This is a genomic window from Geodermatophilus sp. SYSU D00965, from assembly GCF_054050075.1.
The window spans coordinates 1-21,341 of sequence record NZ_JBJGYQ010000009.1 but is presented as its reverse complement, the minus strand read 5'-3'; the positions used below and the strand labels follow the sequence as shown (position 1 = coordinate 21,341).

General features: G+C 74.1%; 19 protein-coding genes. 7 read left to right on the top strand and 12 right to left on the bottom strand.

The window, feature by feature from the left end:
- Positions 1-19 precede the first annotated feature (19 nt).
- Both ACI789_RS10130 and pyrE read right to left on the bottom strand, forming a co-directional pair.
- Complete coding sequence (locus tag ACI789_RS10130) at positions 20-1,411, bottom strand: FAD-binding oxidoreductase (RefSeq protein ID WP_457008569.1); 1,392 nt, start codon at positions 1,409-1,411, stop codon at positions 20-22.
- A gap of 49 nt (positions 1,412-1,460) precedes the next feature.
- Positions 1,461-2,063, bottom strand: a complete 603-nt coding sequence (pyrE, locus tag ACI789_RS10125; protein ID WP_457008567.1) for an orotate phosphoribosyltransferase — start codon at positions 2,061-2,063, stop codon at positions 1,461-1,463.
- 33 nt (positions 2,064-2,096) lie between these two features.
- Here pyrE and ACI789_RS10120 point away from each other — a divergent pair, with 33 nt between their 5' ends.
- Entirely contained in the window at positions 2,097-2,561 is a 465-nt protein-coding gene (locus ACI789_RS10120) for a TspO/MBR family protein (RefSeq protein WP_457008565.1), read from the top strand.
- Here the strand turns inward: ACI789_RS10120 and ACI789_RS10115 are convergent, their stop codons facing one another.
- The 3 genes from ACI789_RS10115 to clpB form a co-directional block, all read right to left on the bottom strand.
- Positions 2,562-3,218 (bottom strand): fasciclin domain-containing protein, encoded by a 657-nt coding sequence (locus ACI789_RS10115; RefSeq protein ID WP_457008563.1) that lies wholly within the window; start codon positions 3,216-3,218, stop codon positions 2,562-2,564.
- Between the two features lie 218 nt (positions 3,219-3,436).
- The gene (locus tag ACI789_RS10110) at positions 3,437-4,066 is read right to left on the bottom strand and encodes a hypothetical protein (RefSeq protein WP_456916431.1); all 630 of its coding nucleotides are present in this window, start codon (positions 4,064-4,066) and stop codon (positions 3,437-3,439) included.
- Positions 4,067-4,262: 196 nt separating this feature from the next.
- Positions 4,263-6,848 carry an ATP-dependent chaperone ClpB gene (clpB, locus tag ACI789_RS10105; RefSeq protein WP_456916432.1) on the bottom strand — a complete coding sequence of 862 codons (2,586 nt, stop codon included), beginning with the start codon at positions 6,846-6,848 and terminating at the stop codon, positions 4,263-4,265.
- A gap of 200 nt (positions 6,849-7,048) precedes the next feature.
- Between clpB and ACI789_RS10100 the strand changes: the two genes are divergently transcribed.
- Complete coding sequence (locus tag ACI789_RS10100) at positions 7,049-7,492, top strand: MarR family winged helix-turn-helix transcriptional regulator (RefSeq protein ID WP_457008560.1); 444 nt, start codon at positions 7,049-7,051, stop codon at positions 7,490-7,492.
- Positions 7,493-7,569: 77 nt separating this feature from the next.
- Positions 7,570-8,010: an OsmC family protein gene (locus tag ACI789_RS10095; protein WP_456916434.1), complete on the top strand. Its 441-nt coding sequence runs from the start codon at positions 7,570-7,572 to the stop codon at positions 8,008-8,010.
- A gap of 85 nt (positions 8,011-8,095) precedes the next feature.
- Here the strand turns inward: ACI789_RS10095 and ACI789_RS10090 are convergent, their stop codons facing one another.
- Positions 8,096-9,694, bottom strand: coding sequence for an MDR family MFS transporter (locus ACI789_RS10090; protein WP_457008557.1), 1,599 nt, complete (start codon positions 9,692-9,694; stop codon positions 8,096-8,098).
- 53 nt (positions 9,695-9,747) lie between these two features.
- The gene (locus ACI789_RS10085) at positions 9,748-10,218 is read right to left on the bottom strand and encodes a MarR family winged helix-turn-helix transcriptional regulator (protein WP_457008555.1); all 471 of its coding nucleotides are present in this window, start codon (positions 10,216-10,218) and stop codon (positions 9,748-9,750) included.
- A gap of 231 nt (positions 10,219-10,449) precedes the next feature.
- Here ACI789_RS10085 and aceB point away from each other — a divergent pair, with 231 nt between their 5' ends.
- Genes aceB through glcF form a run of 4 tightly spaced genes read left to right on the top strand, consistent with a single transcriptional unit; the run spans position 10,450 to position 16,279 of the window.
- Entirely contained in the window at positions 10,450-12,060 is a 1,611-nt protein-coding gene (aceB, locus tag ACI789_RS10080; RefSeq protein WP_457008553.1) for a malate synthase A, read from the top strand.
- A gap of 30 nt (positions 12,061-12,090) precedes the next feature.
- Positions 12,091-13,650: an FAD-linked oxidase C-terminal domain-containing protein gene (locus ACI789_RS10075; RefSeq protein ID WP_457008551.1), complete on the top strand. Its 1,560-nt coding sequence runs from the start codon at positions 12,091-12,093 to the stop codon at positions 13,648-13,650.
- Positions 13,650-14,921, top strand: coding sequence for an FAD-binding oxidoreductase (locus ACI789_RS10070; RefSeq protein WP_457008549.1), 1,272 nt, complete (start codon positions 13,650-13,652; stop codon positions 14,919-14,921). The genes ACI789_RS10075 and ACI789_RS10070 overlap by 1 nt, the downstream gene beginning before the upstream one ends.
- Complete coding sequence (gene glcF, locus ACI789_RS10065) at positions 14,921-16,279, top strand: glycolate oxidase subunit GlcF (protein ID WP_457008547.1); 1,359 nt, start codon at positions 14,921-14,923, stop codon at positions 16,277-16,279. The genes ACI789_RS10070 and glcF overlap by 1 nt, the downstream gene beginning before the upstream one ends.
- Positions 16,280-16,356: 77 nt before the next feature.
- Here glcF and ACI789_RS10060 read toward each other — a convergent pair whose 3' ends face one another.
- From ACI789_RS10060 to dnaK, 5 genes are read right to left on the bottom strand one after another with little or no spacing between them, the layout of a single operon-like run.
- The gene (locus ACI789_RS10060; RefSeq protein ID WP_456916441.1) at positions 16,357-16,848 is read right to left on the bottom strand and encodes a MarR family winged helix-turn-helix transcriptional regulator; all 492 of its coding nucleotides are present in this window, start codon (positions 16,846-16,848) and stop codon (positions 16,357-16,359) included.
- A complete protein-coding gene (locus ACI789_RS10055; RefSeq protein WP_457008545.1) occupies positions 16,845-17,303 on the bottom strand; it encodes a heat shock protein transcriptional repressor HspR in 459 nt (152 codons plus the stop codon). The genes ACI789_RS10060 and ACI789_RS10055 overlap by 4 nt, the downstream gene beginning before the upstream one ends.
- Positions 17,300-18,499, bottom strand: a complete 1,200-nt coding sequence (gene dnaJ, locus ACI789_RS10050) for a molecular chaperone DnaJ (RefSeq protein WP_457008543.1) — start codon at positions 18,497-18,499, stop codon at positions 17,300-17,302. The genes ACI789_RS10055 and dnaJ overlap by 4 nt, the downstream gene beginning before the upstream one ends.
- A gap of 19 nt (positions 18,500-18,518) precedes the next feature.
- Positions 18,519-19,232 carry a nucleotide exchange factor GrpE gene (gene grpE, locus ACI789_RS10045; RefSeq protein WP_457008541.1) on the bottom strand — a complete coding sequence of 238 codons (714 nt, stop codon included), beginning with the start codon at positions 19,230-19,232 and terminating at the stop codon, positions 18,519-18,521.
- Complete coding sequence (dnaK, locus tag ACI789_RS10040; protein WP_457008539.1) at positions 19,229-21,106, bottom strand: molecular chaperone DnaK; 1,878 nt, start codon at positions 21,104-21,106, stop codon at positions 19,229-19,231. Before dnaK ends, grpE begins: the two co-directional genes overlap by 4 nt.
- Between the last annotated feature and the right edge of the window lie 235 nt (positions 21,107-21,341).

Genomic DNA, 21,341 nt, shown 5'->3' with positions numbered 1-21,341 from the left:
ACCCCGGCCCGGGCGCCGGTCAGCGCCGCCGCAGCACCGTGCCGGGGTTGAGCAGCCCGGCCGGGTCGAGGGCGTCCTTGATCGAGCGGTGCACCGCCAGCGACACCGGGCCGATCTCCCGCTCCAGCCAGTCGACCTTGAGCGAGCCGACGCCGTGCTCGCCGGTGATCGTGCCGCCGAGGGAGAGGCCGAGCTCGAGGATGTCGTCGAACGCGGTGAAGGCCCGGTCGCGCTGGTCGGCGTCGGCCGGGTCGAAGCAGATCGTCGGGTGCATGTTGCCGTCGCCGGCGTGCCCGACGACGCCGACGGTGAGCCCGCGCTGCCCGGCGATGGCCTCGCAGCCGTCGATGAATGCGGCGACCCGCGAGCGCGGCACGGCGACGTCGTCGACGAGCGGGGTGCCCAGCCGCTCCAGCGCCGGCAGCGCCATGCGGCGGGCGGCCAGCAGCAGGTCGCCCTCCGCCGGGTCGTCGGTGGTGTGCACGAGGTCGGCCCCGGCGTCGCGGCACAGCTGCGCGAGCGCCTCGATCTCCCGGACGGCGGCCTCCCCGCCGGTGTCGGACTGCGCGACCAGCAGGGCGTGGGCGTCGCGGTCGAGGTCGGCGTGCAGCAGGTCGTCGACGGCGCAGATGCAGGTGTTGTCCATGACCTCGAGCAGGCTGGGCACCAGGCCGCTGGTGACCACCCGCTCGACGACCTGCCCGGTCTGCGCGGTGGTGGCGAACGTGGCGACCAGCGTGACCGGCCGCTGCGGCGCCGGGCGCAGGGCCAGCGTCGCCTCGGTGATGACGCCGAGGGTGCCCTCCGAGCCGACGAACAGCCGGGCCAGGTCGTACCCGGCGACGCCCTTCACGGTGCGCCGCCCGGTGCGCAGCACCCGCCCGTCGGCGAGCACGACCTCCAGGCCGAGCACGTAGTCGCTGGTGACGCCGTACTTGACGCAGCACAGCCCGCCGGAGTTCGTGGAGAGGTTGCCGCCGATGGTGCACCAGTCGTAGCTGGAGGGGTCCGGCGGGTAGAACAGCCCCGCGCCGGCCACGGCGTCGCGCAGCTGCTTGTTGACCACCCCGGGCTGGACGACGGCCAGCCGGTCGGCCGGGGACACCTCCAGCACGGCGTCCATACGGGTGGTGACCAGGGTGATCGCGCCGTCGACGGCGTTGCTGGCCCCGGCGAGCCCCGAGCCGGCGCCGCGCGGGACGACCGGGACGCCGTGCCGCGACGCCACCTGCATAACCGCGACCACCTCGGCGGTGCTGCGGGGGAGGACGACCGCCGCAGGCGTCCCGGACTCGGCGAGCATGGCCTGGTCCCGAGCGTAGGACGCGGTGACGTCGGGGTCGGTCAGGACGCTGTCGGAGCCCAGGACGTCGACCAGCTCGGCCACCCAGGCCGTCGTCACCGTGGTCACCGCCACACCGTACGGCGCGAGCGCCGATGCCCTCGTCGAGGGCGCGCGCTCACTCGAGGCCGAGGTCGGCGAGGGTGTAGGCGGCGCGGTACTCCAGGCCGGCGGCCTCCACCGCGGCCCGCCCGCCCCGGTCGACGATCACCGCGACCGCCACCGGCTCGGCTCCCGCCTCCTGGAGCGCCTCGACCGCGGTCAGCGGGCTGGAGCCGGTGGTGGAGACGTCCTCCACCACGAGGACGGCGCGCCCCTCGACGTCGGGACCCTCGATCCGCCGCTGCAGCCCGTGCGCCTTGCCCGCCTTGCGGACCACGAAGGCGTCGAGGAACCCCTCCCCGGCGGCCGCCGCGTGCAGCATCGCCGTGGCGACCGGGTCGGCGCCGAGGGTGAGCCCGCCCACGGCGTCGTAGCGCAGGTCGCCGGTCAGCTGGCGCATCACCCGGCCGACCAGCGGCGCGCCCTCGTGGTGGAGGGTCAGCCGGCGCATGTCGATGTACCAGTCGGCCTCGCGCCCCGAGGAGAGGGTGACCCGCCCGTGCACCACGGCGAGCTCGACGATGAGCTCGAGCAGCCGGTCGCGGTCCGGGGTGGCGGCTCCGCCCCAGGGGCCCGCCCCGGGGGACGAGGGGTGGGGAGGGACGGGGTCCTTCTGCATGCGCCCGACCCTACTGAGGGGCCACCATGGGACATGGCGCTTCCCCGGACCCGGCTCGCCGCCGCTGCCGGACCGCTGGCGGCCGCCGTGCTGGGCGGGCTGGCCACCGACCCGGGGAGCCGGTGGTTCCGCCGCCTGGACAAGCCGTCCTGGTACCCGCCGCCGCAGACCTTCGGCATCGTGTGGACCGCGCTCTACGCCGGGATGGCCTGGGCCGCCGGCGAGGTGCTCACCCGCGCCGGGGACGCAGGACGTCCGTTCGCCCGGGCCTACGCGCTGAACCTGGTCCTCAACGCCGGCTGGACGCCGCTGCTCTTCCGGGCCCACCGGCCGTGGGCGGCCGCCGCGGAGGCCGCCGTCCTCACCGCCTCCACCGCGGACCTGGTCCGCCGCGCGGCCACGGTCAGCGGCCCGGCGGCGGCCGCCCTCGCTCCCTACGCGGCCTGGACGGCGTTCGCCACCGCGCTGACCACCGCCATCGCCCGCCGCAACCGGTGATCAGGCGGCCGGGGCGAGCACCTGGTCGACGAGGTAGACCGTGGCGTTCGCCGTCGGGATGTTGCCGCAGGTGACCGTGGCGTCCGCGGCGCCGAGCAGGGTCTGGTCGGCGGCGATCGTGAAGTCCTGCCCCGAGCCCTCGATGGCCACCTCGTCCCCGGCCAGCGTGGCGTGGGTGCCGGCCAGCTCCTCGGGACCGAGCCGCCCGGCGATGACGTGGTGGGTGAGGACGGCGGTCAGCCGCGCGGTGTCGGTGACGAGGGTGTCGAGCCCCTCCCGCGGCACCGCCTCGAACGCCGGGTTGACCGGGGCCAGGACGGTGATGTCCTCGGTGGTGTTGAGCGAGTCGACCAGCGTGGCGGTCTGCACGAAGAACGTGAAGTGCGTCAGCAGCGGGTTGTTGGCCGCCGCCGTGGCCAGCGGGTCGTCGGCCATCCCGGCGGTGCTGCCCTCCCCCTCGGCGGGCAGCGCGCCGCAGCCGGGCCCCACCGGCCCGGTCACGGCCGGCGCCGTCGTGGTGGCCGCCGGAGGGGTGGTCGGCTCCGCCGCGGTGGTGTCGCCGGCCGGAGCGGGGTCGCCCGAGCCGCAGGCGCCCAGCGGGACCGCCAGGGCCGCGGCGGCGGCGAGCAGGGCGCGGCGGGAGGGGGTGCGCTTCACGGGGATGGAGCTCCTTCGTCCTGGACGCCGCCATCATCCCCGCCCGGTCCGGGGCCGCCGGGCACCACGCCCCGCACGGCGCCGCGGGTCGGGTGACGAGCACCCGGGTGGAGCTCAGTCCGGTGGCGCCGGAGGGGGCGGCCCGGCCGGTGCTGGTTGCGGCAGGTCACCGGGCCGGACCGCCCGATCGGTTCAGCCGGCGGACGACGGGGTGCCGGTCAGCGCAGCCCCGCGGCCCGGCGCCGGCCCACGGCGGTGTACCACTCGTTGGACGGCTTCATCCCCAGGGCGACGATCCCGACGACGGTCAGCAGCAGCGAGATCACCGACAGCGAGTCGAGGAACCCGGAGCCCGCGGCGCCGCCCGCGGCCCCGCCCAGGGCGACCAGGCCGAAGAGCACGCTCAGGCCACCGAGCACCCAGAGCACGATGCGGGCCCAGTTGCGCCCCTGCCAGGCGAACCAGATGAACAGCGCCTCGAGCGCCACGAGCAGCAGGCCGACCACGGCGCCGACGACCAGCCCGGCCCGGACGACGTCCTCGGTCAGGGCGGGGTCGTTCGAGACGGCCACCGTCTCCGCGACCAGGCTGTCGACGTCGGAGAACTGCACCAGCGAGGAGATGAGGCCGAGGATCAGCGTGGCGATGAACGCCCCGACGCCGACCCGCACGGTCGTGGGCCGCTCCGGGGCGGGAGGCGGCTCCCAGCCCGGCGCCGAGGGCGCGGGGGCGTAGCCGTACGGCCCGGGTGGCGGCGGCGCCTGCCAGCCCTGCGGCGGTGTCTGCCAGCCCTGTGGCGGCTGCCCCTGCCAGCCCTGGGGGTCCTGGCCGCCCTGCCCTGAGGTCATCTGCTGCGCTCCCTGTCCGGTCCGTGCGTCGGCGGCGATGATCACCCACCGGCCGGGAGGGAGGCCAGGCTCCGGCGCCCATCGATACCGGAACGACGCCGGGCCCGCCGTCCCGGGGAGGGACGACGGGCCCGGACGGCCCCCCTGCAGGGTCCCGCCCCGAGCGACGCGAGGGGTTGGGGCAGGGGGTCCTTCTTCAGCCGCGGGAGACGGTCAGCCCGTCGACGGAGAGGTCCTCCGGGGCGTCGACGACGACCTCGTCGCCGTCCCGGATGTCGCCGGCGAGCAGCGCCTTGGCCAGCTGGTCGCCGATGGCCGACTGCACCAGCCGGCGCAGCGGCCGGGCGCCGTAGACCGGGTCGAAGCCGTTGATGGCCAGCCACTCCCGGGCGGCGTCGGTGACCCGCAGGGTCAGCCGGCGGGCCGCCAGCCGGCGGGCGAGCACGCCCACCTGGATGTCGACGATGCCGGCCAGCTCCTCGCTGCCCAGCGCGCGGAAGACCACGACGTCGTCGAGCCGGTTGAGGAACTCGGGCTTGAAGTGCACGCGCACGACGTCGAGCACGCCCTCCCGGCGGCGCTCCTCGGGCAGCGACTGGTCGGCGATGATCTGCGACCCGAGGTTCGACGTCAGGATCAGGATGGTGTTGCGGAAGTCCACCGTCCGGCCCTGGCCGTCGGTGAGCCGGCCGTCGTCGAGGACCTGCAGCAGCACGTCGAAGACGTCCGGGTGGGCCTTCTCCACCTCGTCGAGCAGGACCACCGTGTACGGACGCCGCCGCACCGCCTCGGTCAGCTGGCCGCCGGCCTCGTAGCCGACGTAGCCGGGCGGGGCGCCGACCAGCCGGGCCACCGAGTGCTTCTCGGAGTACTCGCTCATGTCGATGCGGACCATCGCCCGGTCGTCGTCGAACAGGAACTCCGCCAGCGCCTTGGCCAGCTCGGTCTTGCCCACGCCGGTGGGGCCCAGGAACAGGAACGAGCCGGTGGGCCGGTCGGGGTCGGACACGCCGGAGCGCGCACGGCGCACGGCATCGGAGACGGCGCGGACGGCGTCCGGCTGGCCGACGACCCGCTTGCCGAGCTCGTCCTCCATCCGCAGCAGCTTCTGGGTCTCGCCCTCGAGCAGCCGGCCCGCGGGGATGCCGGTCCAGGCCTGGACGACCTCGGCGATGTCGTCGGGGCCGACCTCCTCCTTGAGCATCGAGTCGCCGCCCGCGACCGACGCCTCGGCGTCCGCGAGCGCCTTCTCCAGCTGCGGCAGCCGGCCGTAGCGCAGCTCGGCGGCCTTGGCCAGCTCGCCGTCCCGTTCGGCCCGGTCGGCCTCCAGGCGGGCTCGCTCCAGCTCCTCCTTGATCTGCTGGATGCGGACGATCGCGTTCTTGTCCTGCTGCCAGCGCGCGGTCAGCTCGTCGAGCTGCTGGCGCTTGTCGGCCAGGTCGGCGCGCAGCGCCGCCAGCCGCTCCACCGACGACGGGTCGTCCTCCTTGGCCAGCGCCATCTCCTCGATCTCGAGCCGGCGGACGGCGCGCTCGACCTCGTCGACCTCGACCGGCCGGCTGTCGATCTCCATGCGCAGCCGACTGGCGGCCTCGTCGACCAGGTCGATGGCCTTGTCCGGCAGGAAGCGGGCCGTGACGTACCGGTCCGACAGGGTGGCGGCGGCGACGATCGCGGCATCGGTGATCCGGACGCCGTGGTGCACCTCGTAGCGCTCCTTGAGGCCGCGGAGGATGCCGATGGTGTCCTCGACGCTGGGCTCGCCGACGAAGACCTGCTGGAAGCGCCGCTCGAGGGCGGGGTCCTTCTCGATGTGCTCGCGGTACTCGTCGAGGGTGGTCGCGCCGACCATCCGGAGCTCGCCGCGGGCGAGCATCGGCTTGATCATGTTGCCGGCGTCCATCGCGGAGTCCCCGGTCGCGCCCGCACCGACGATGGTGTGCAGCTCGTCGATGAAGGTGACGACCTGGCCCTCGGACTCGGTGATCTCCTGCAGGACGGCCTTGAGCCGCTCCTCGAACTCACCGCGGTACTTCGCGCCGGCCACCATCGAGGCCAGGTCCAGCGCCATGAGCCGCTTGCCCTTGAGGCTCTCCGGGACGTCGCCGGCCACGATCCGCTGCGCCAGCCCCTCGACGATCGCCGTCTTGCCGACGCCGGGCTCGCCGATGAGCACCGGGTTGTTCTTGGTGCGCCGCGACAGCACCTGCACGACCCGGCGGATCTCGGTGTCGCGGCCGACGACCGGGTCGATCTTGCCCTCGCGCGCCCGCGCGGTCAGGTCGACGGCGTACTTCTCCAGCGCCTGGAAGGTGCCCTCCGGGTCGGGGCTGGTGACCTTGCGGTTGCCGCGCACGGTGCGGAAGGCGGCCAGGAGCGCGTCGCGGGTGGCGCCGGCGCTCTTCAGCACCGTGGCGGCCTCCCCCTCGACCTCGGCGAGGCCGACCAGGAGGTGCTCGGTGGAGACGTACTCGTCGCCCAGGGCGCTGGCCTGCTCACCGGCGGCGTTGAGCACGCGCAGCAGCTCGCGGGACGGGGAGGGTGCGGGCACGGTCGCGCCGCTGACGCTGGGCATCCGCCGGATGGCGGCCTCGGCCTTGGCGCGGACGTCGGCGGCATCGGCTCCCACGGCCTTGAGCAGCGGGGCGGCGATGCCGTCGGACTGCTCGAGGAGGGCGACGAGCAGGTGCAGCGGCTCCAGGGCCGCCTGGCCGCGGTCGACCGCCAGCCGCTGGGCGGCCGCGATCGCCTCCTGCGAACGGGTGGTGAGCTTGCTCTGCATGGTCGGTGGGGACGGTCCTCTCCGGGAGCGGCCGGGGACCCGGCCGGGGTTGTCGCCTGATCCAACGTACGCGGAGTTGAGTCTGTTCCACTCAACCTGGCTGCGCGTCCTCGCCGCAAGAGCCGGACGACCCCCTCCTCCGAGGTCACTGCGGGGGCAACCCCCGGTAGCCCCCGGGTGAGCGGCCTAGAATCTTGCGCGTGACCCGACTGCCGGCACCGAGCGCTGTCCTCGAGGACCAGCTGTGCTTCGCGCTCTACGCCGCGTCCCGCGCGATGACGGCGCGCTACCGCCCGCTCCTCGACGCGATCGGGCTGACCTACCCGCAGTACCTCGTGATGATGCTGCTCTGGGAGACCGACAACCAGACCGTCGGGCAGCTCGGCGCGCGTCTGTCCCTGGACAGCGGCACGCTCTCGCCGCTGCTCAAGCGGCTCACCGCCGCAGGCCTGGTGACCCGTCACCGGCGGGTGGAGGACGAGCGCTCGGTGTCCATCGCCCTCACCGACGCGGGCCGGGCGCTGCGGGAGAAGGCCGAGTCGATCTCCGGGGAGATCATCTGCGCACTCGACCTCGACCGCGAGGAGTTCGCCGACCTGCGGGCCAAGCTCAACGTGGTCACCGAGCGGGTCAACAGGAACTGACCCGGCGCACCCGGGTGGTTGCCGACAACCGACCCGGGTAGCGGCTCCTCGACACCCGTCCGAGGAGGAGGAACGCCATGCCCACCCGCACTGCTCGCACCGCCTGGAACGGCACGCTGCAGGAGGGGTCCGGCCAGGTCGAGCTGTCCAGCTCGAAGGTCGGCACCTACGAGGTCTCGTTCCCCAAGCGCGCGGCGGACGACGCCGGCGGCACGACCAGCCCCGAGGAGCTGATCGCGGCGGCCCACTCGTCCTGCTTCGCGATGGCCCTGTCCAACGAGATCGGCAAGGCCGGCGGCACGCCGCAGTCCCTGGAGATCACCGCCGACGTCACCCTCGGCCAGAAGGACGGCGGCCCGCACATCACGAAGATCGCGCTCACCGTCCGCGGTGAGGTGGAGGGGCTCGACGCCGCCGGCTTCGAGAAGGCCGCCCAGGCCGCCAAGGCCGGCTGCCCGGTGAGCAAGGCCCTGGCCGGCGTCGACGAGGTAACGCTGGACGCGACCCTGGAGAGTTAGGAGGCCCCGGCCCCGCCACCGGGCCGGCGCAGACGACGGCGGCCCGCTCCCTCTCGCAGGGGCCGGGCCGCCGTCCGTCGGTCGCTCAACGGCCGCTGCGCAGGCGCTCCTCGCCGCTCTCGGTCCGCAGCGCCACCTCGCGGATGGCGAGGACGGCCAGCACGGCCACGACCGAGATGACGGCGGAGATCAGGAAGACCCGGCCCGTCGCGTCGCCGTAGGAGACCGCGATGAGCGAGCGGATCGCCGGCGGGGCGTCGGCGAGGTCGGCCAGCCCGACGTCCCCGGAACCGGCCGCCTGCGCGGCACCCGGGACGCCGGCCAGGCCCTGCGCGATCAGGTCGCCGACGCGGGAGCTGAGCACCGCGCCGAGGACCGAGACGCCGATCGTGCCGCCCAGGCTGCGGAAGAAGGCCACCGCCGAGCTGGCCGCACCGAGGTCGCGGGCCGCGACGGTGTTCTGCACGGCCAGCACGAGGTTCTGCATCGTCATGCCGATACCGACGCCGAGGACGAACAGGAAGACCCCGAGCAGCACCATGTCGGTCTCGTGGTCGATCGTCGCCAGCAGCCCGAACCCGGCGACCACCAGGAACGAGCCGGCGACCAGGAACCGCTTCCACCGGCCGGAGCGGGTGATGAGCAGGCCCGAGACGGTCGAGGAGAGCAGCAGCCCGGCCACCATCGGGATGGTGAGCAGGCCGGCCGCGGTGGGCGAGTAGCCGCGGGAGATCTGCAGGTACTGCCCGAGGAAGACCGACGAGCCGAACATGGCCACACCGATCGAGATGCTGGCGACGATCGCCAGCGTCGTCGTCCGGTCCCGGAACAGCCGCAGCGGGACGATCGGCTCGGCGGCCCGCAGCTCGGTGACGACGAAGGCCGCGATGGCCAGCAGCCCGCCGGCCACGAACAGCGCCGTCTCGAGCGACCACCAGGCGAAGGTCCCGCCGGCCAGGGTGACCCAGATGAGCAGCGCGGAGACGCCGGCGGTCAGGAACGTCGCGCCGAGGTAGTCGATCCGGACGTGGCGCTTGGTGACCGGCAGGTGCAGGGTCCGCTGGAGCAGGACCAGGGCGACGACGGCGAAGGGGACGCCGACGTAGAACACCGACCGCCAGCCGAGCCACTCGGTGTCGACCAGGACGCCGCCGATCAGCGGGCCGCCGACGGTGGCCACCGCCATGACCGCGCCGATGAAGCCGGAGTACCGGCCGCGCTCCCGCGGGCTGATCATCGCCGCCATCGCGATCTGCACGAGCGCCTGGATGCCGCCGAGCCCGAGACCCTGGAGCACCCGCCAGGCGATGAGCGTGTCCACCGACTGCGCGAGACCGGCCAGCATCGACCCGGCGATGAAGACGACGATCGAGATCTGGATCAGCAGCTTCTTGCTGAACAGGTCGCTGAGCTTGCCCCAGATGGGCGTGCTGGCGGTGCTCGCCAGCAGGGTCGCGGTGACCACCCAGGTGTACTGCCCCTGGGTGCCGCGCAGGTCGGTGATGATCGTCGGCAGGGCGTTGGAGACGACGGTCGAGGACAGGAACGCCACGAACATCGCGAGCAACATGCCCGACAGCGCCTCGAGGATCTGCCGGTGCGACATCCGCCCCTGCTGCTCGGCGGGCGCCGTCTCGACGGCGGGCGCGGCTCCGGCGGTGCGGGGCTCGAGGGTGCTGGTCACGGTTCTCCTGGACGGTTCGAGGGAGCGGGGCGGGCAGGTGGCGGGGCCGGTGGTCACGACGCCACCCGCCCGGGGGACGCGGACGAGCGCTCGAGGTCGGCCGCGAGGCGCTCGAGGAACGCGCTCAGCTGCTGCGCGTCGTCCTCGTCCCAGGCGGCCAGGGCGGTCGTCGCCCACTCCGAGCGCGCCGCCCGGGTGCCGGCGAGGGCGGCGGCGCCGGCCTCGGTGAGGTGCAGCAGGCTCGCCCGCCCGTCGTCGGGGTCGGGACGGCGCTCGACGTAGCCCGAGCGCTCGAGGGCGGCCAGCTGCCGGCTGGCCACGGAGACGTCGATGCCGGCGCGCGCGGCCAGGGCGCTGCAGCGCTGCTCGCCGTCCTGCTCCAGGGGCACGAGCAGCGCCCAGCCGAAGGACGGCAGGTCGCCGTAGACGGCGTCGGCGGCCCGGGCGCTCAGGTGACGCCCGGTGCGGACGATGCGGGCCACGCCGGCGGTCAGCCGGTCGCAGGTATCGGGGGTGATGGGCACGGGAGTTCCTCGCCACGATGGTGCTTGCAGACGGCAACCATACATCTATATGGTTGCAGCCTGCAACTTGATGTGACGGCGCGCACCCTCGGCACCGCCGCTCCTTGACCGGGCGTGAGCCGCGTCACTACGTTCGGTTGAGCCGGGGCTCCCGGCACCCAGCGGGAGGGGCCGTCCCCCCGGTACCGGGCGGGGTCTCCGCCTCCAGGACTGCGACCCACAGGGAGCGCCATGAGCACCATCGCGGACGTGTCCGGCCTCGAGGTCACCGGCCCGTGGGGAGAGCGGTTCGACGAGGTCCTCACCCCGCGGGCGCTCGAACTGGTCGCCCTCCTCCACCGGGAGCTCAACGCCCGGCGACTGGAGCTGCTCGACGCCCGCCGGGCGCGGGTCGAGGCCCTCGCCGCCGGCGGGACCCTGGACTTCCTGCCCGAGACCGCCCACGTGCGCGACGACGACTCGTGGCAGGTGGCCGACCCCGCGCCCGGCCTGGTCGACCGCCGCGTCGAGATGACCGGCCCCACCGACCGGAAGATGACGATCAACGCGCTGAACTCGGGCGCGAAGGTGTGGCTGGCCGACCACGAGGACGCCAACACCCCGCTGTGGGAGAACGTCGTCAACGGCCAGCTCAACCTCAAGGACGCGCTGGACCGGACGATCGACTTCACCTCACCCGAGGGCAAGAGCTACACGCTGCGCCCCGACGAGGAGCTGCCGACCATCGTCGTCCGCCCCCGGGGATGGCACCTGCCCGAGAAGCACATCACCGTCGACGGTCAGCCGACCTCCGGCAGCCTCGTCGACTTCGCCCTCTACTTCGTCAACTGCGCCCAGAAGCAGATCGACAAGGGCCGCGGCCCCTACTTCTACCTGCCGAAGATGGAGAGCCACCTCGAGGCGCGGCTCTGGAACGACGCCTTCAACCTGGCGCAGGACTTCCTCGGCATCCCGCGCGGCACGATCCGCGCGACGGTCCTCATCGAGACCTACCCCGCGGCGTTCGAGATGGAGGAGATCCTCCACGAGCTGCGCGACCACTCCGCGGGGCTCAACGCCGGCCGGTGGGACTACATGTTCAGCGTCATCAAGTCCTTCCGGACCCGGGGCGAGGAGTTCCTCCTCCCCGACCGCAACTCGGTGACGATGACCGTCCCGTTCATGCGGGCCTACACCGAGCTGCTGGTCCGCACCTGCCACAAGCGCGGGGCGCACGCCATCGGCGGCATGGCCGCGTTCATCCCGTCCAAGGACCCCGCGGTCAACGAGCAGGCGTTCGCGAAGGTCCGGGCGGACAAGGAGCGCGAGGCCAACGACGGCTTCGACGGCTCCTGGGTGGCCCACCCGGGGATGGTCGAGCTCTGCAAGGAGGTGTTCACCGCCGTTCTCGGCGACCGGCCCAACCAGCTGGACAGGAAGCGCGAGGACGTGCAGGTCACGCCTGCGCAGCTGCTCGACGTCCGCGCCACCCCGGGCGAGGTCACCGAGGCCGGGCTGCGCAGCAACGTCAGCGTCGGCATCCAGTACCTGGAGTCCTGGCTGCGCGGCTCCGGCGCCGTCGGCATCAACAACCTCATGGAGGACGCCGCGACCGCCGAGATCTCGCGCAGCCAGGTCTGGCAGTGGCTGCACAACGGCGTCCGGCTGTCCGACGGGACCCAGGTCACCCGCGAGCACGTCGAGCAGGTCATCGCCGAGGAGATGGACGCGCTGCGCCAGGCCCGGGGCGACGCGTTCGCCGCCGGCCGGTGGGACGACGCCCGCGCGCTGTTCACCGAGATGGCGCTCGCCGACGAGTACCCCGACTTCCTCACCCTGCCCGCCTACGAGCGGATGCCCTGACCACCGACGCAGGCTGAGCGGAGGGCCACCATGGGCGGCACGCACGGCACGGAGACCACGGCGGGACCGGTCCTCGGGCCGGTCGCCCCGGAGGAGACCGGCGCCACCGGGGAGACCGGTCGCGACCCCGAGGCCGTCGCCGCGGTGACCCGGGCGGTGCGCGCCGCCCTGCCGCCGGACGGCCTCATCACCGACCACACCGAGCTGCGCACCTACGAGTGCGACGGGCTGGCGCACTACCGCGTCACCCCCGCCCTGGTCGCGATCCCCGCGACGACCGAGCAGCTCGCGGCCGTCGTCCGCGCCTGTGCCGAGCACGGCGTGCCCTTCGTCGCCCGCGGGTCGGGCACCGGGCTGTCCGGCGGCGCCCTCCCGCGGGCCGACGGCGTCCTCGTGGTCACCTCGCGGATGCGGGCCATCCACGAGATCCGCCCCGACGACCAGCTGGCGGTCGTCGACCCCGGCGTCGTCAACCTCTCGCTGACGCAGGCGACCACCCCCCAGGGCTACTACTACGCGCCGGACCCGAGCAGTCAGCAGATCTGCTCGATCGGCGGCAACCTGGCCGAGAACTCCGGCGGCGCGCACTGCCTGAAGTACGGCTTCACCACCAACCACGTCCGCGGCGCGGAGTTCGTGACGCCCCAGGGCGAGGTGGTGCAGCTCGGCGGGCCGGCCCCCGACGCCCCGGGGTACGACCTGCTCGGCGCGGTGGTGGGCTCCGAGGGCACCCTCGGCGTGGCGACGCAGATCACCGTGCGGCTGACCCGCCTGCCCCAGGACGTGCGCACGGTCCTCGCCGGCTTCGCCACCACCGACGACGCGGGCGCGGCCACCTCGGCGATCATCGGCGCCGGGATCGTGCCCGCGGCGATCGAGATGATGGACGCCCTGGCCATCGAGGCGGCCGAGGCCGCGACCCACTGCGACTACCCCGCCGGCGCCGGCGCGGTGCTCGTCGTCGAGCTCGACGGCCCCGCGGTGGAGGTCGAGCACGAGTTCGCCGAGGTCGAGCGGATGTGCCGGGAGCACGGCGCCTTCGCGATGCGGGTGGCCACCGACGCCGAGGAACGGGCGCTGATCTGGAAGGGCCGCAAGTCCGCGTTCGCCGCGGTGGGCCGGATCAGCCCCGACTACATCGTCCAGGACGGCGTCATCCCGCGGACGGCGCTGCCCGGGGTGCTGCGGGCGATCGCCGAGCTGTCCGCGTCCTCCGGCGTCCGGGTCGCCAACGTCTTCCACGCCGGCGACGGCAACCTGCACCCGCTGGTGCTCTTCGACGACGCGGTCGAGGGTGCGGGGAAGGCCGCGGAGGAGGTCAGCGGGGCGATCCTCGACCTCTGCATCAACTCCGGTGGGTCGATCACCGGCGAGCACGGCGTCGGCATCGACAAGGCCGCGTACATGCCGCGGATGTTCAGCGACGACGACCTCGACACGATGCAGCTGGTCCGCTGCGCCTTCGACCCGGACGGCATCGCCAACCCCGGCAAGGTCTTCCCCACGCCCCGGCTGTGCGGCGAGGTCCCCGGGAGGAAGAAGGGCGCCCCGCACCCGCTGGTGGCGGCCGGCAAGGCGGAGGCGTTCTGATGACCGCCGTCGGACTGGGCCTGGAGGCGGCCCGCAGCGCGCTGACGTCCGCCTGCGGGGACGTCGCCGACGCCACCGCCGCGGACGCCGTCGACGGCGTGCAGCCGACCCTGGTGGCCCGGGCGGCGTCCACCGCGGAGGTCGCCGAGGTGCTGCGGGCCGCGGCCGCGCACCGCCTGGCCGTCGTCCCCCGGGGCCGGGGGACGAAGACCTCCTGGGGCCGGCCGCCGGAGCGGGTCGACCTCGTGGTCGACGTCAGCCGGATGGACGCCGTGCTGGACCACGCGGCCGGTGACCTGATCGTCGAGGCCCAGGCGGGGACGCCGCTGTCCGCGGTGCAGCGGACCGTCGCCGCGGCCGGCCAGCGCCTGGCCCTGGACGAGACCGTGGAGGGCGCCAGCGTGGGCGGGACGCTCGCCACCGCCACCAGCGGCCCCGGGCGGGTCGCCTTCGGCACCGCCCGCGACCTGCTGATCGGCATCACCGTCGTCCGGGCCGACGGCGTGGTCGCCAAGGCCGGCGGCCGGGTCGTGAAGAACGTGGCCGGCTACGACCTCGGCAAGCTGCTCATCGGGTCGTTCGGCACCCTCGCCGTGATCACCGAGGCGCTGTTCCGGCTGCACCCGCTGCCCGCCGCCCGCAGTGTCGTCACCGCGCCGTTCGACCGACCCGAGGAGGCGCAGCGCCTCGTGCAGCAGGTCGTGCAGGCGCAGGTCGTCCCGTCGGCCGTCGAGGTCGAGTGGCCCGCAGGCGGCCCCGGCTCGGTGTCGGTGCTGCTGGAGGGCATCGAGGCCGGCGTCGCGGGACGGACCGACACGACCCTGCAGCTGCTCGGCGCGGACGCCACCGCGACCCCCGACCTCCCGGCGTCCTGGGCGCGGTACCCGTGGGCCGGCGGCCCCGGCCGTCCGACCGCGCTCAAGGCGACCTTCGTCCTCTCCGCCCTGGCCCGCGTGCTGGCGACCGCACGGGCGGCCGCCGCCGACGCCGGGCTCGACCTCGACCTGCGCGGCTCCGGGGGCGCCGGTGTGCTGTACGGCTCCCTGCCCGCGGACGCCGAACCGGCCGCCGTCGGCACGGTGGTGGCGCGGCTGCGGGCCGAGTGCACCGGGGCGGGCGGGGCGCTGGTGGTCCTCGACGCCCCGCCGGGGGTCAAGGAGGCCCTGGACACCTGGGGGCCGGTCCCGGCGCTCGACCTGATGTGGCGGGTGAAGGACCAGTTCGACCCGGAGCGACGACTGGCGCCGGGCCGGTTCGTGGGAGGGATCTGATGACGACGACGCCGGAGCGCCCCGGCCCCGTGCCCCTGGGGATGCCGACCCCCGGCGCCTTCGACGAGCACCACCCCCCCTCGGCCGAGCTGGTCAGCGACTGCGTGCACTGCGGCTTCTGCCTGCCCACCTGTCCCACGTACGCCCTGTGGGGCGAGGAGATGGACTCGCCGCGCGGGCGCATCTACCTGATGAAGTCGGGGCTCGAGGGCGAGCCGATGACGGACTCGATGGTGCAGCACTTCGACGCCTGCCTCGGCTGCATGGCCTGCGTGACGGCCTGCCCCTCGGGGGTGCAGTACGACCGGCTCATCGAGGCCACCCGGGCACAGGTCGAGCGCAACCACGAGCGCACCCCGCAGGACCGCGCCGTGCGGAACGCGATCTTCGCGCTGTTCCCGTACCCGCGGCGCCTGCGCGCCCTGCGCGGGCCGTTGCGGGCCTACCAGCGCAGCGGGCTGCCCCGGGCCATCCGCCGCAGCGGCCTGCTCGAGCGGCTGGCCCCCAGGCTGGCCGTGATGGAGAGCCTGGCGCCGCCCCTGGAGAAGCGGGAGCGGCTGCCGGAGCGGGTGCCGGCCACCGGGACCCGCCGGGCGGTCGTCGGCCTGCTCACCGGGTGCGTGCAGGGCGAGTTCTTCCCCGGCGTCAACGCCGCGACGGCGCGGGTGCTCGCGGCCGAGGGCTGCGACGTCATCGTGCCGCGGCGGCAGGGCTGCTGCGGAGCGCTGTCGGTGCACAACGGCCGCGAGGACGAGGCCCAGCGGTTCGCCCGCCGGACGATCGACACCTTCGAGGCCGCCGGGGTGGACACCGTCGTGGTCAACGCCGCCGGCTGCGGCTCCAGCATGAAGGAGTACGCGGAGCTGCTGGCCGACGACCCGGACTACGCGGAGCGCGCCGAGCGGCTCGCGGGCCGGGTACGGGACGTCTCGGAGTTCCTCGCCGAGCTCGGCCCGGTCGCCCCGCGCCACCCGCTGGAGGTCAGCGTCGCCTACCACGACGCCTGCCACCTGGGGCACGCCCAGGGCGTGCGGGCCCAGCCGCGGGCGCTGCTGCGGCAGATCCCCGGCCTGGAGCTGCGGGAGATCCCCGAGGCCGCCCTCTGCTGCGGCTCGGCCGGCATCTGGAACGTGCTCAACCCCGAGCCGGCGCGCGAGCTCGGCGACCGCAAGGCGGCCAACATCGCGGCCACCGGGGCGTCCCTGCTGGTGACGGCCAACCCCGGCTGTCTCATGCAGGTCGCCGCGTCGCTCGACCGCCGCGGCGTCCGCATCGGCATGGCACACACCGTCGAGGTCCTCGACGCCTCCATCCGAGGGCTGCCGGTCTCGGCGCTGGGTGTCCCCGGGGCCGCCTGACGCCGATCCCGCCCGCCCCTCAGCAGCGAGGGAAGGAGCCCCGTGTCCGAGCAGGTCATCGACCCGGTCGGCGGGGGTCACCGGCGGGCGACGTCCTCCCGGCTCTCGGCGTCGGCGCTGTCCCGCGCCTCGCCGAGCCGGTTGAGGCGCGCGAGGAGGTCGCCGAGCACCGCGACGTCCTCGCTGGGCCAGTGCGCCAGGTCGGACTCCCAGCGGGCCCTTCGCGCCTCCCGGATGCGGGTGAGCCGCGCCGTGCCCTCCTCCGAGGTGCGCAGCACCTGCGCGCGGCCGTCGGCGGGGTCGGCCTCCCGGGTCACCAGACCCAGGTCGACCAGCGAGGCGACCTGGCGGCTGACGGTGCTCTTGTCCAACCCGAGCCGGGCGACCAGGTCGCTGGCCCGCAGGGGGCCGGCGTCGTAGAGGAGGGCGAGCAGGCCGTAGGCCGCGCCGTCCAGGTCGGGGTGCAGCTCCCGGGAGAGCCGCGCGGAGATGGCACGGGAGCGGCGCAGCAGCAGGCCGATCTCCCGCTCCACGCGCACGATCGCCTCGTGCGGGTCGACCGAGGTCACCGTTCCTCCCGGGGGCGCCAGACGACCAGCGCCGAGGTCGAGGGCCGCAGCGGCACCAGGTCCCGGCCGTACCCGGCCTGGACGGCGGCCTCGGCGGCGATCCGCCGGGCCTCGGCGAGCTCGAGCTCGGTGAGCAGCTCCTGCACCCGCTGCTGGAGCGCCTCCACCTGCGACTCGAGGTCGATGATCCGCTTGATGCCGGCCAGGTTGACGCCGTCCTCCTGCGAGAGGCGCTGGACCTCCCGCAGGAGGGCGACGTCGCGGGGGCTGTACCGGCGGCCGCCACCGGCCGTGCGCCCCGGGCGGACCAGCCCCAGCCGGTCGTACTGGCGCAGGGTCTGCGCGTGCATGCCGGCGAGCTCGGCGGCCACGGAGATGACGAACACCGGGGCGTCCTCGGCGACGGACCGGCCGGCCTGCTGCCGCTCACGCCCCCCGTCGGGAGGTGCGGTCACCGGGTACCTCCCTTCACCGCGGCGGTGATCCGCGGCCGCGGGTCACCGAGCTCGGCGTCGAGCACCTTGACGGCGTCCTCGGCCGCCGGGGACAGCCGCTTGGGCACCGCCACCTCGACGGTGACCAGCAGGTCGCCGGCCCGGCCCTTGCCGGGCACCCCCCGGCCGCGCACGCGCAGCGTCTGACCGCTGGCGGTGCCCGGGGGCACCTTCAGCGAGACGTTGCCGTCGAGCGTGGGCACGGTCAGCGTGGTGCCGAGCGTGGCCTCGGAGAAGGTGATCGGCACGGTGATCGTGAGGTCGTTGCCCTTGCGGCCGAACAGCTCGTGCTCGGAGACGTGGACGACGACGAACAGGTCGCCGGCCGGCCCGCCGCGCCGCCCCGGTGCGCCCTTGCCGGCCAGCCGGATGCGCTGGCCGTCCTTGACCCCGGCCGGGATCCGCACGGTGATGGTGCGGGTCTGGGTGGTCACCCCGTTGCCGGCGCAGGTCGGGCACGGGTCGTCGATCACCGTGCCGGTGCCGCGGCAGTTGCGGCACGGCTCGGAGAAGGCGAACGCGCCCTGGCTGCGGCTGGTCACCCCGGCTCCCTGGCACACCGGGCAGGTGCGCGGGGAGGTGCCCGGGCGCGCGCCGCTGCCGGCGCACGTCGGGCAGGTGCCGGGGCTCTGCATGCGCAGCGGCACGGTCACGCCGAGGACGGCCTCGTCGAACGAGAGCGTCGCCTCGGTCTCGACGTCCTGACCGCGGGCCGGGCCGGACGCGGCCTGGCTGCGGGCCCGCGCCGAGCCCGCTCCCCCGCCGCCGCCGAACAGGCCGCCGAACAGGTCGCCCAGCCCGCCGGCGCCCGCGCGTCCGCCGCTGCCGGCGGTGGCGCCGCCGAACAGGTCGCCGAGGTCGAAGGGCTGACCGCCGCCGGCTCCGCCGGGGAAGCCGGCCCGCGCTCCGGCCCCGCCCGCACCGAACAGCCGGCGGGCCTCGTCGTACTCGGCCCGCCGCTTGGTGTCGGACAGCACGTCGTAGGCCTCGGAGACCTCCTTGAACCGGGCCTCGGCCTCGGCGTTGCCGGGGTTCTTGTCCGGGTGGAGGTCGCGCGCCAGCTGGCGGTAGGCCTTCTTGATCGCGGCCGCGTCGGCGTCCTGGGAGACGCCGAGAGCGGCGTAGTAGTCCTTCTCGATGAAGTCCCGGGTGCTCATCGGGCGCCCCCTCTCTGCATCAGTCGGACGCCGGAGCGCCGTCGCCCGGCTGCGCCGGGGCGGTCTCGGCCGCCGCGCCGTCCGGCGAGGCCGCCGGCGCCGGGGTCTCCGGGTCGGTGACCGCGACCATCGCCGTCCGCAGCACGCGGTCCCCGCGGCGGAAACCCTGCCGCAGCACGGTGGTGGCCGTGGGGACGTCGACCTCGGGCGAGGTGTCGTGCATGACCGCCTCGTGCAGCGCGGGGTCGAACGCGTCACCCGACCGGCCGAACGCCTCGACGCCCAGCCCGTCGAGCAGGCCGAGGACGCGGTCGGCGACCACCTTGAAGGCACCGGTCAGGTCGCCGTGGTCGCGCGCCCGCTCGATGTCGTCGACGATCGGGAACAGCTGCGCGGCGAACCGCTCGGCGGCCTGGTCGACCACGAGCTGGCGGTCCCGGTCCACCCGGCGGCGGTAGTTGGCGTACTCGGCGGTGACCCGCTGGAGGTCCTCCGTCCGCTCCGCCAGCTGGCGGGGAAGGTCGTCCTCCGCCACCGGCTGGCCGGCGACGGTCTCCTGCTCGCTCATCTGCTCCCCTTGCGCCGGGCCCGGCGCGGTCGAGGTCGGTCCGTGTACGCCCGTGCGGGCGCCGGCCGGCTGCTCGCCGGCCGGCTCCCGCACGGCACCGCTGGTCGGGTCGATGCGCCGCTTGTCGCGGATGACGACCCGCGGCTCCTCTTCCCTGCCCGTCATCGGCGGTCGTTGTCCTCGTCGACGATCTCGGCGTCGACGACGTCGTCGTCGCTCGTCGTCGTACCGGACGTACCGGCGTCACCCGGGGTTCCCGCGCCGGCGCCGGCCGCGCCGGCCGCGTTCTGCGCCTCGGCCTGCTGGGCGTAGAGCGCCCCGCCGACCTCCTGCGAGATGCGGGCGACCTTCTCCTGCGCGGCCTTGATCGCCGCGATGTCCGAGCCGCCGAGGGCGGAGCGCAGCTCGGTGAGGGCCTCGCCGAGCTCCTCCTTCTTGTCGGCCGGGATCTTCTCGCCGTTCTCGGCCAGGAACTTCTCGGTCTGGTACTGCAGCGACTCGGCCAGGTTGCGGGTCTCGGCCTCCTCGCGGCGGCGCTTGTCCTCCTCGGCGTGGGCCTCGGCGTCGCGCATCATCCGCTCGATGTCGTCCTTGGGGAGGGCCGAGCCACCGGTGATGGTCATCGACTGCTCCTTGCCCGTGCCGAGGTCCTTGGCGGACACGTGCACGATGCCGTTCGCGTCGATGTCGAAGGCCACCTCGATCTGCGGGACGCCGCGCGGCGCCGGCGGCAGACCGGTCAGCTCGAACATGCCGAGCTTCTTGTTGTAGGCGGCCATCTCGCGCTCACCCTGGAAGACCTGGATCTGCACGGACGGCTGGTTGTCGTCGGCCGTCGTGAAGATCTCCGAGCGCTTGGTCGGGATCGTGGTGTTGCGCTCGATGAGCTTGGTCATGATCCCGCCCTTGGTCTCGATGCCGAGGGACAGCGGGGTGACGTCGAGCAGCAGGACGTCCTTGACCTCGCCCTTGAGGACGCCGGCCTGCAGGGCGGCGCCGATGGCGACGACCTCGTCGGGGTTGACGCCCTTGTTGGGCTCCTTGCCGCCGGTCAGCTCGCGGACCAGGTCGGTGACGGCCGGCATGCGGGTCGAGCCACCCACCAGGACGACGTGGTCGATCTCGCTCACCGAGATGCCGGCGTCCCGGATCGCCTGGTTGAACGGCGCCTTGGTCCGGTCGAGCAGGTCCTGGGTGAGCCGCTGGAACTCCGCCCGGGTCATCGTGACGTCGAGGTGCAGCGGGCCCTCGGCGCCGGCGGTGATGTAGGGCAGGTTGACGTTGGTCGACTGCGCGCCGGACAGCTCGATCTTGGCCTTCTCGGCAGCCTCCCGGAGGCGCTGCATGGCCAGCTTGTCCTTGGACAGGTCGATGCCGTTGGAGGCGTTGAACGTCTGCACCAGGTGCTTGACGATCCGCTCGTCCCAGTCGTCACCACCGAGGTGGTTGTCGCCGGCGGTGGCCTTCACCTCGATGACGCCCTCGCCGATCTCCAGCAGGGAGACGTCGAAGGTGCCACCACCGAGGTCGAAGACGAGGATCGTCTGCTCGGTCTCGCCCTTGTCCAGCCCGTAGGCCAGCGCCGCGGCGGTCGGCTCGTTGACGATGCGCAGGACGTTGAGGCCCGCGATCTCACCGGCCTCCTTGGTGGCCTGGCGCTGGGCGTCCTCGAAGTAGGCAGGGACGGTGATGACCGCGTCGGTCACCGTCTCGCCCAGGTAGGTCTCGGCGTCCCGCTTGAGCTTCTGCAGGATGCGGGCGCTGATCTCCTGCGGCGTGTAGCGCTTGCCGTCGATCTCCGGCGACTTCCAGTCGGTGCCCATGTGCCGCTTGACGGAGCGGATGGTGCGGTCGACGTTGGTGACCGCCTGGTTCTTCGCCGACTGGCCGACGAGGACCTCGCCGTTCTTGGCGAAGGCGACGACGGACGGGGTGGTGCGCGAACCCTCGGAGTTGGCGATGACCGTCGGCTCGCCGCCCTCCAGGACGGTGACGACGGAGTTGGTGGTGCCGAGGTCGATACCGACCGCTCGAGCCATGGAGCTGGCCTCTCTTCCGTGTGTACCGGGGTGGTTCTCTGGGTGCCTGGGAGTCGAGTACCCGACTTGCGCGGGGTCCACTCAACTTTCCTGCCCAGCCTAACGGCAGCCACGGCGGCCGTGTTCCCGGCCCCCTCGTCGACTTCCCGGCCCCCTCGGCTCCGTCGTCCCGCAGCGCCACGACCCGCGCCCGGTCGTCGCCGTCCACGCCGCCCACCGCGAGGACGGCGACGAC

Bases quoted from the DNA above. Each gene is read 5' to 3' on its own strand.
- pyrE (WP_457008567.1), bottom strand. From the start codon at position 2,063: ATGCAGAAGGACCCCGTCCCTCCCCACCCCTCGTCCCCCGGGGCGGGC.
- ACI789_RS10120 (WP_457008565.1), top strand. From the start codon at position 2,097: ATGGCGCTTCCCCGGACCCGGCTCGCCGCCGCTGCCGGACCGCTGGCG.
- ACI789_RS10110 (WP_456916431.1), bottom strand. From the start codon at position 4,066: ATGACCTCAGGGCAGGGCGGCCAGGACCCCCAGGGCTGGCAGGGGCAG.
- clpB (WP_456916432.1), bottom strand. From the start codon at position 6,848: ATGCAGAGCAAGCTCACCACCCGTTCGCAGGAGGCGATCGCGGCCGCC.
- ACI789_RS10095 (WP_456916434.1), top strand. From the start codon at position 7,570: ATGCCCACCCGCACTGCTCGCACCGCCTGGAACGGCACGCTGCAGGAG.
- aceB (WP_457008553.1), top strand. From the start codon at position 10,450: ATGAGCACCATCGCGGACGTGTCCGGCCTCGAGGTCACCGGCCCGTGG.
- ACI789_RS10075 (WP_457008551.1), top strand. From the start codon at position 12,091: ATGGGCGGCACGCACGGCACGGAGACCACGGCGGGACCGGTCCTCGGG.
- ACI789_RS10070 (WP_457008549.1), top strand. From the start codon at position 13,650: ATGACCGCCGTCGGACTGGGCCTGGAGGCGGCCCGCAGCGCGCTGACG.
- glcF (WP_457008547.1), top strand. From the start codon at position 14,921: ATGACGACGACGCCGGAGCGCCCCGGCCCCGTGCCCCTGGGGATGCCG.
- dnaJ (WP_457008543.1), bottom strand. From the start codon at position 18,499: ATGAGCACCCGGGACTTCATCGAGAAGGACTACTACGCCGCTCTCGGC.
- grpE (WP_457008541.1), bottom strand. From the start codon at position 19,232: ATGACGGGCAGGGAAGAGGAGCCGCGGGTCGTCATCCGCGACAAGCGG.
- dnaK (WP_457008539.1), bottom strand. From the start codon at position 21,106: ATGGCTCGAGCGGTCGGTATCGACCTCGGCACCACCAACTCCGTCGTC.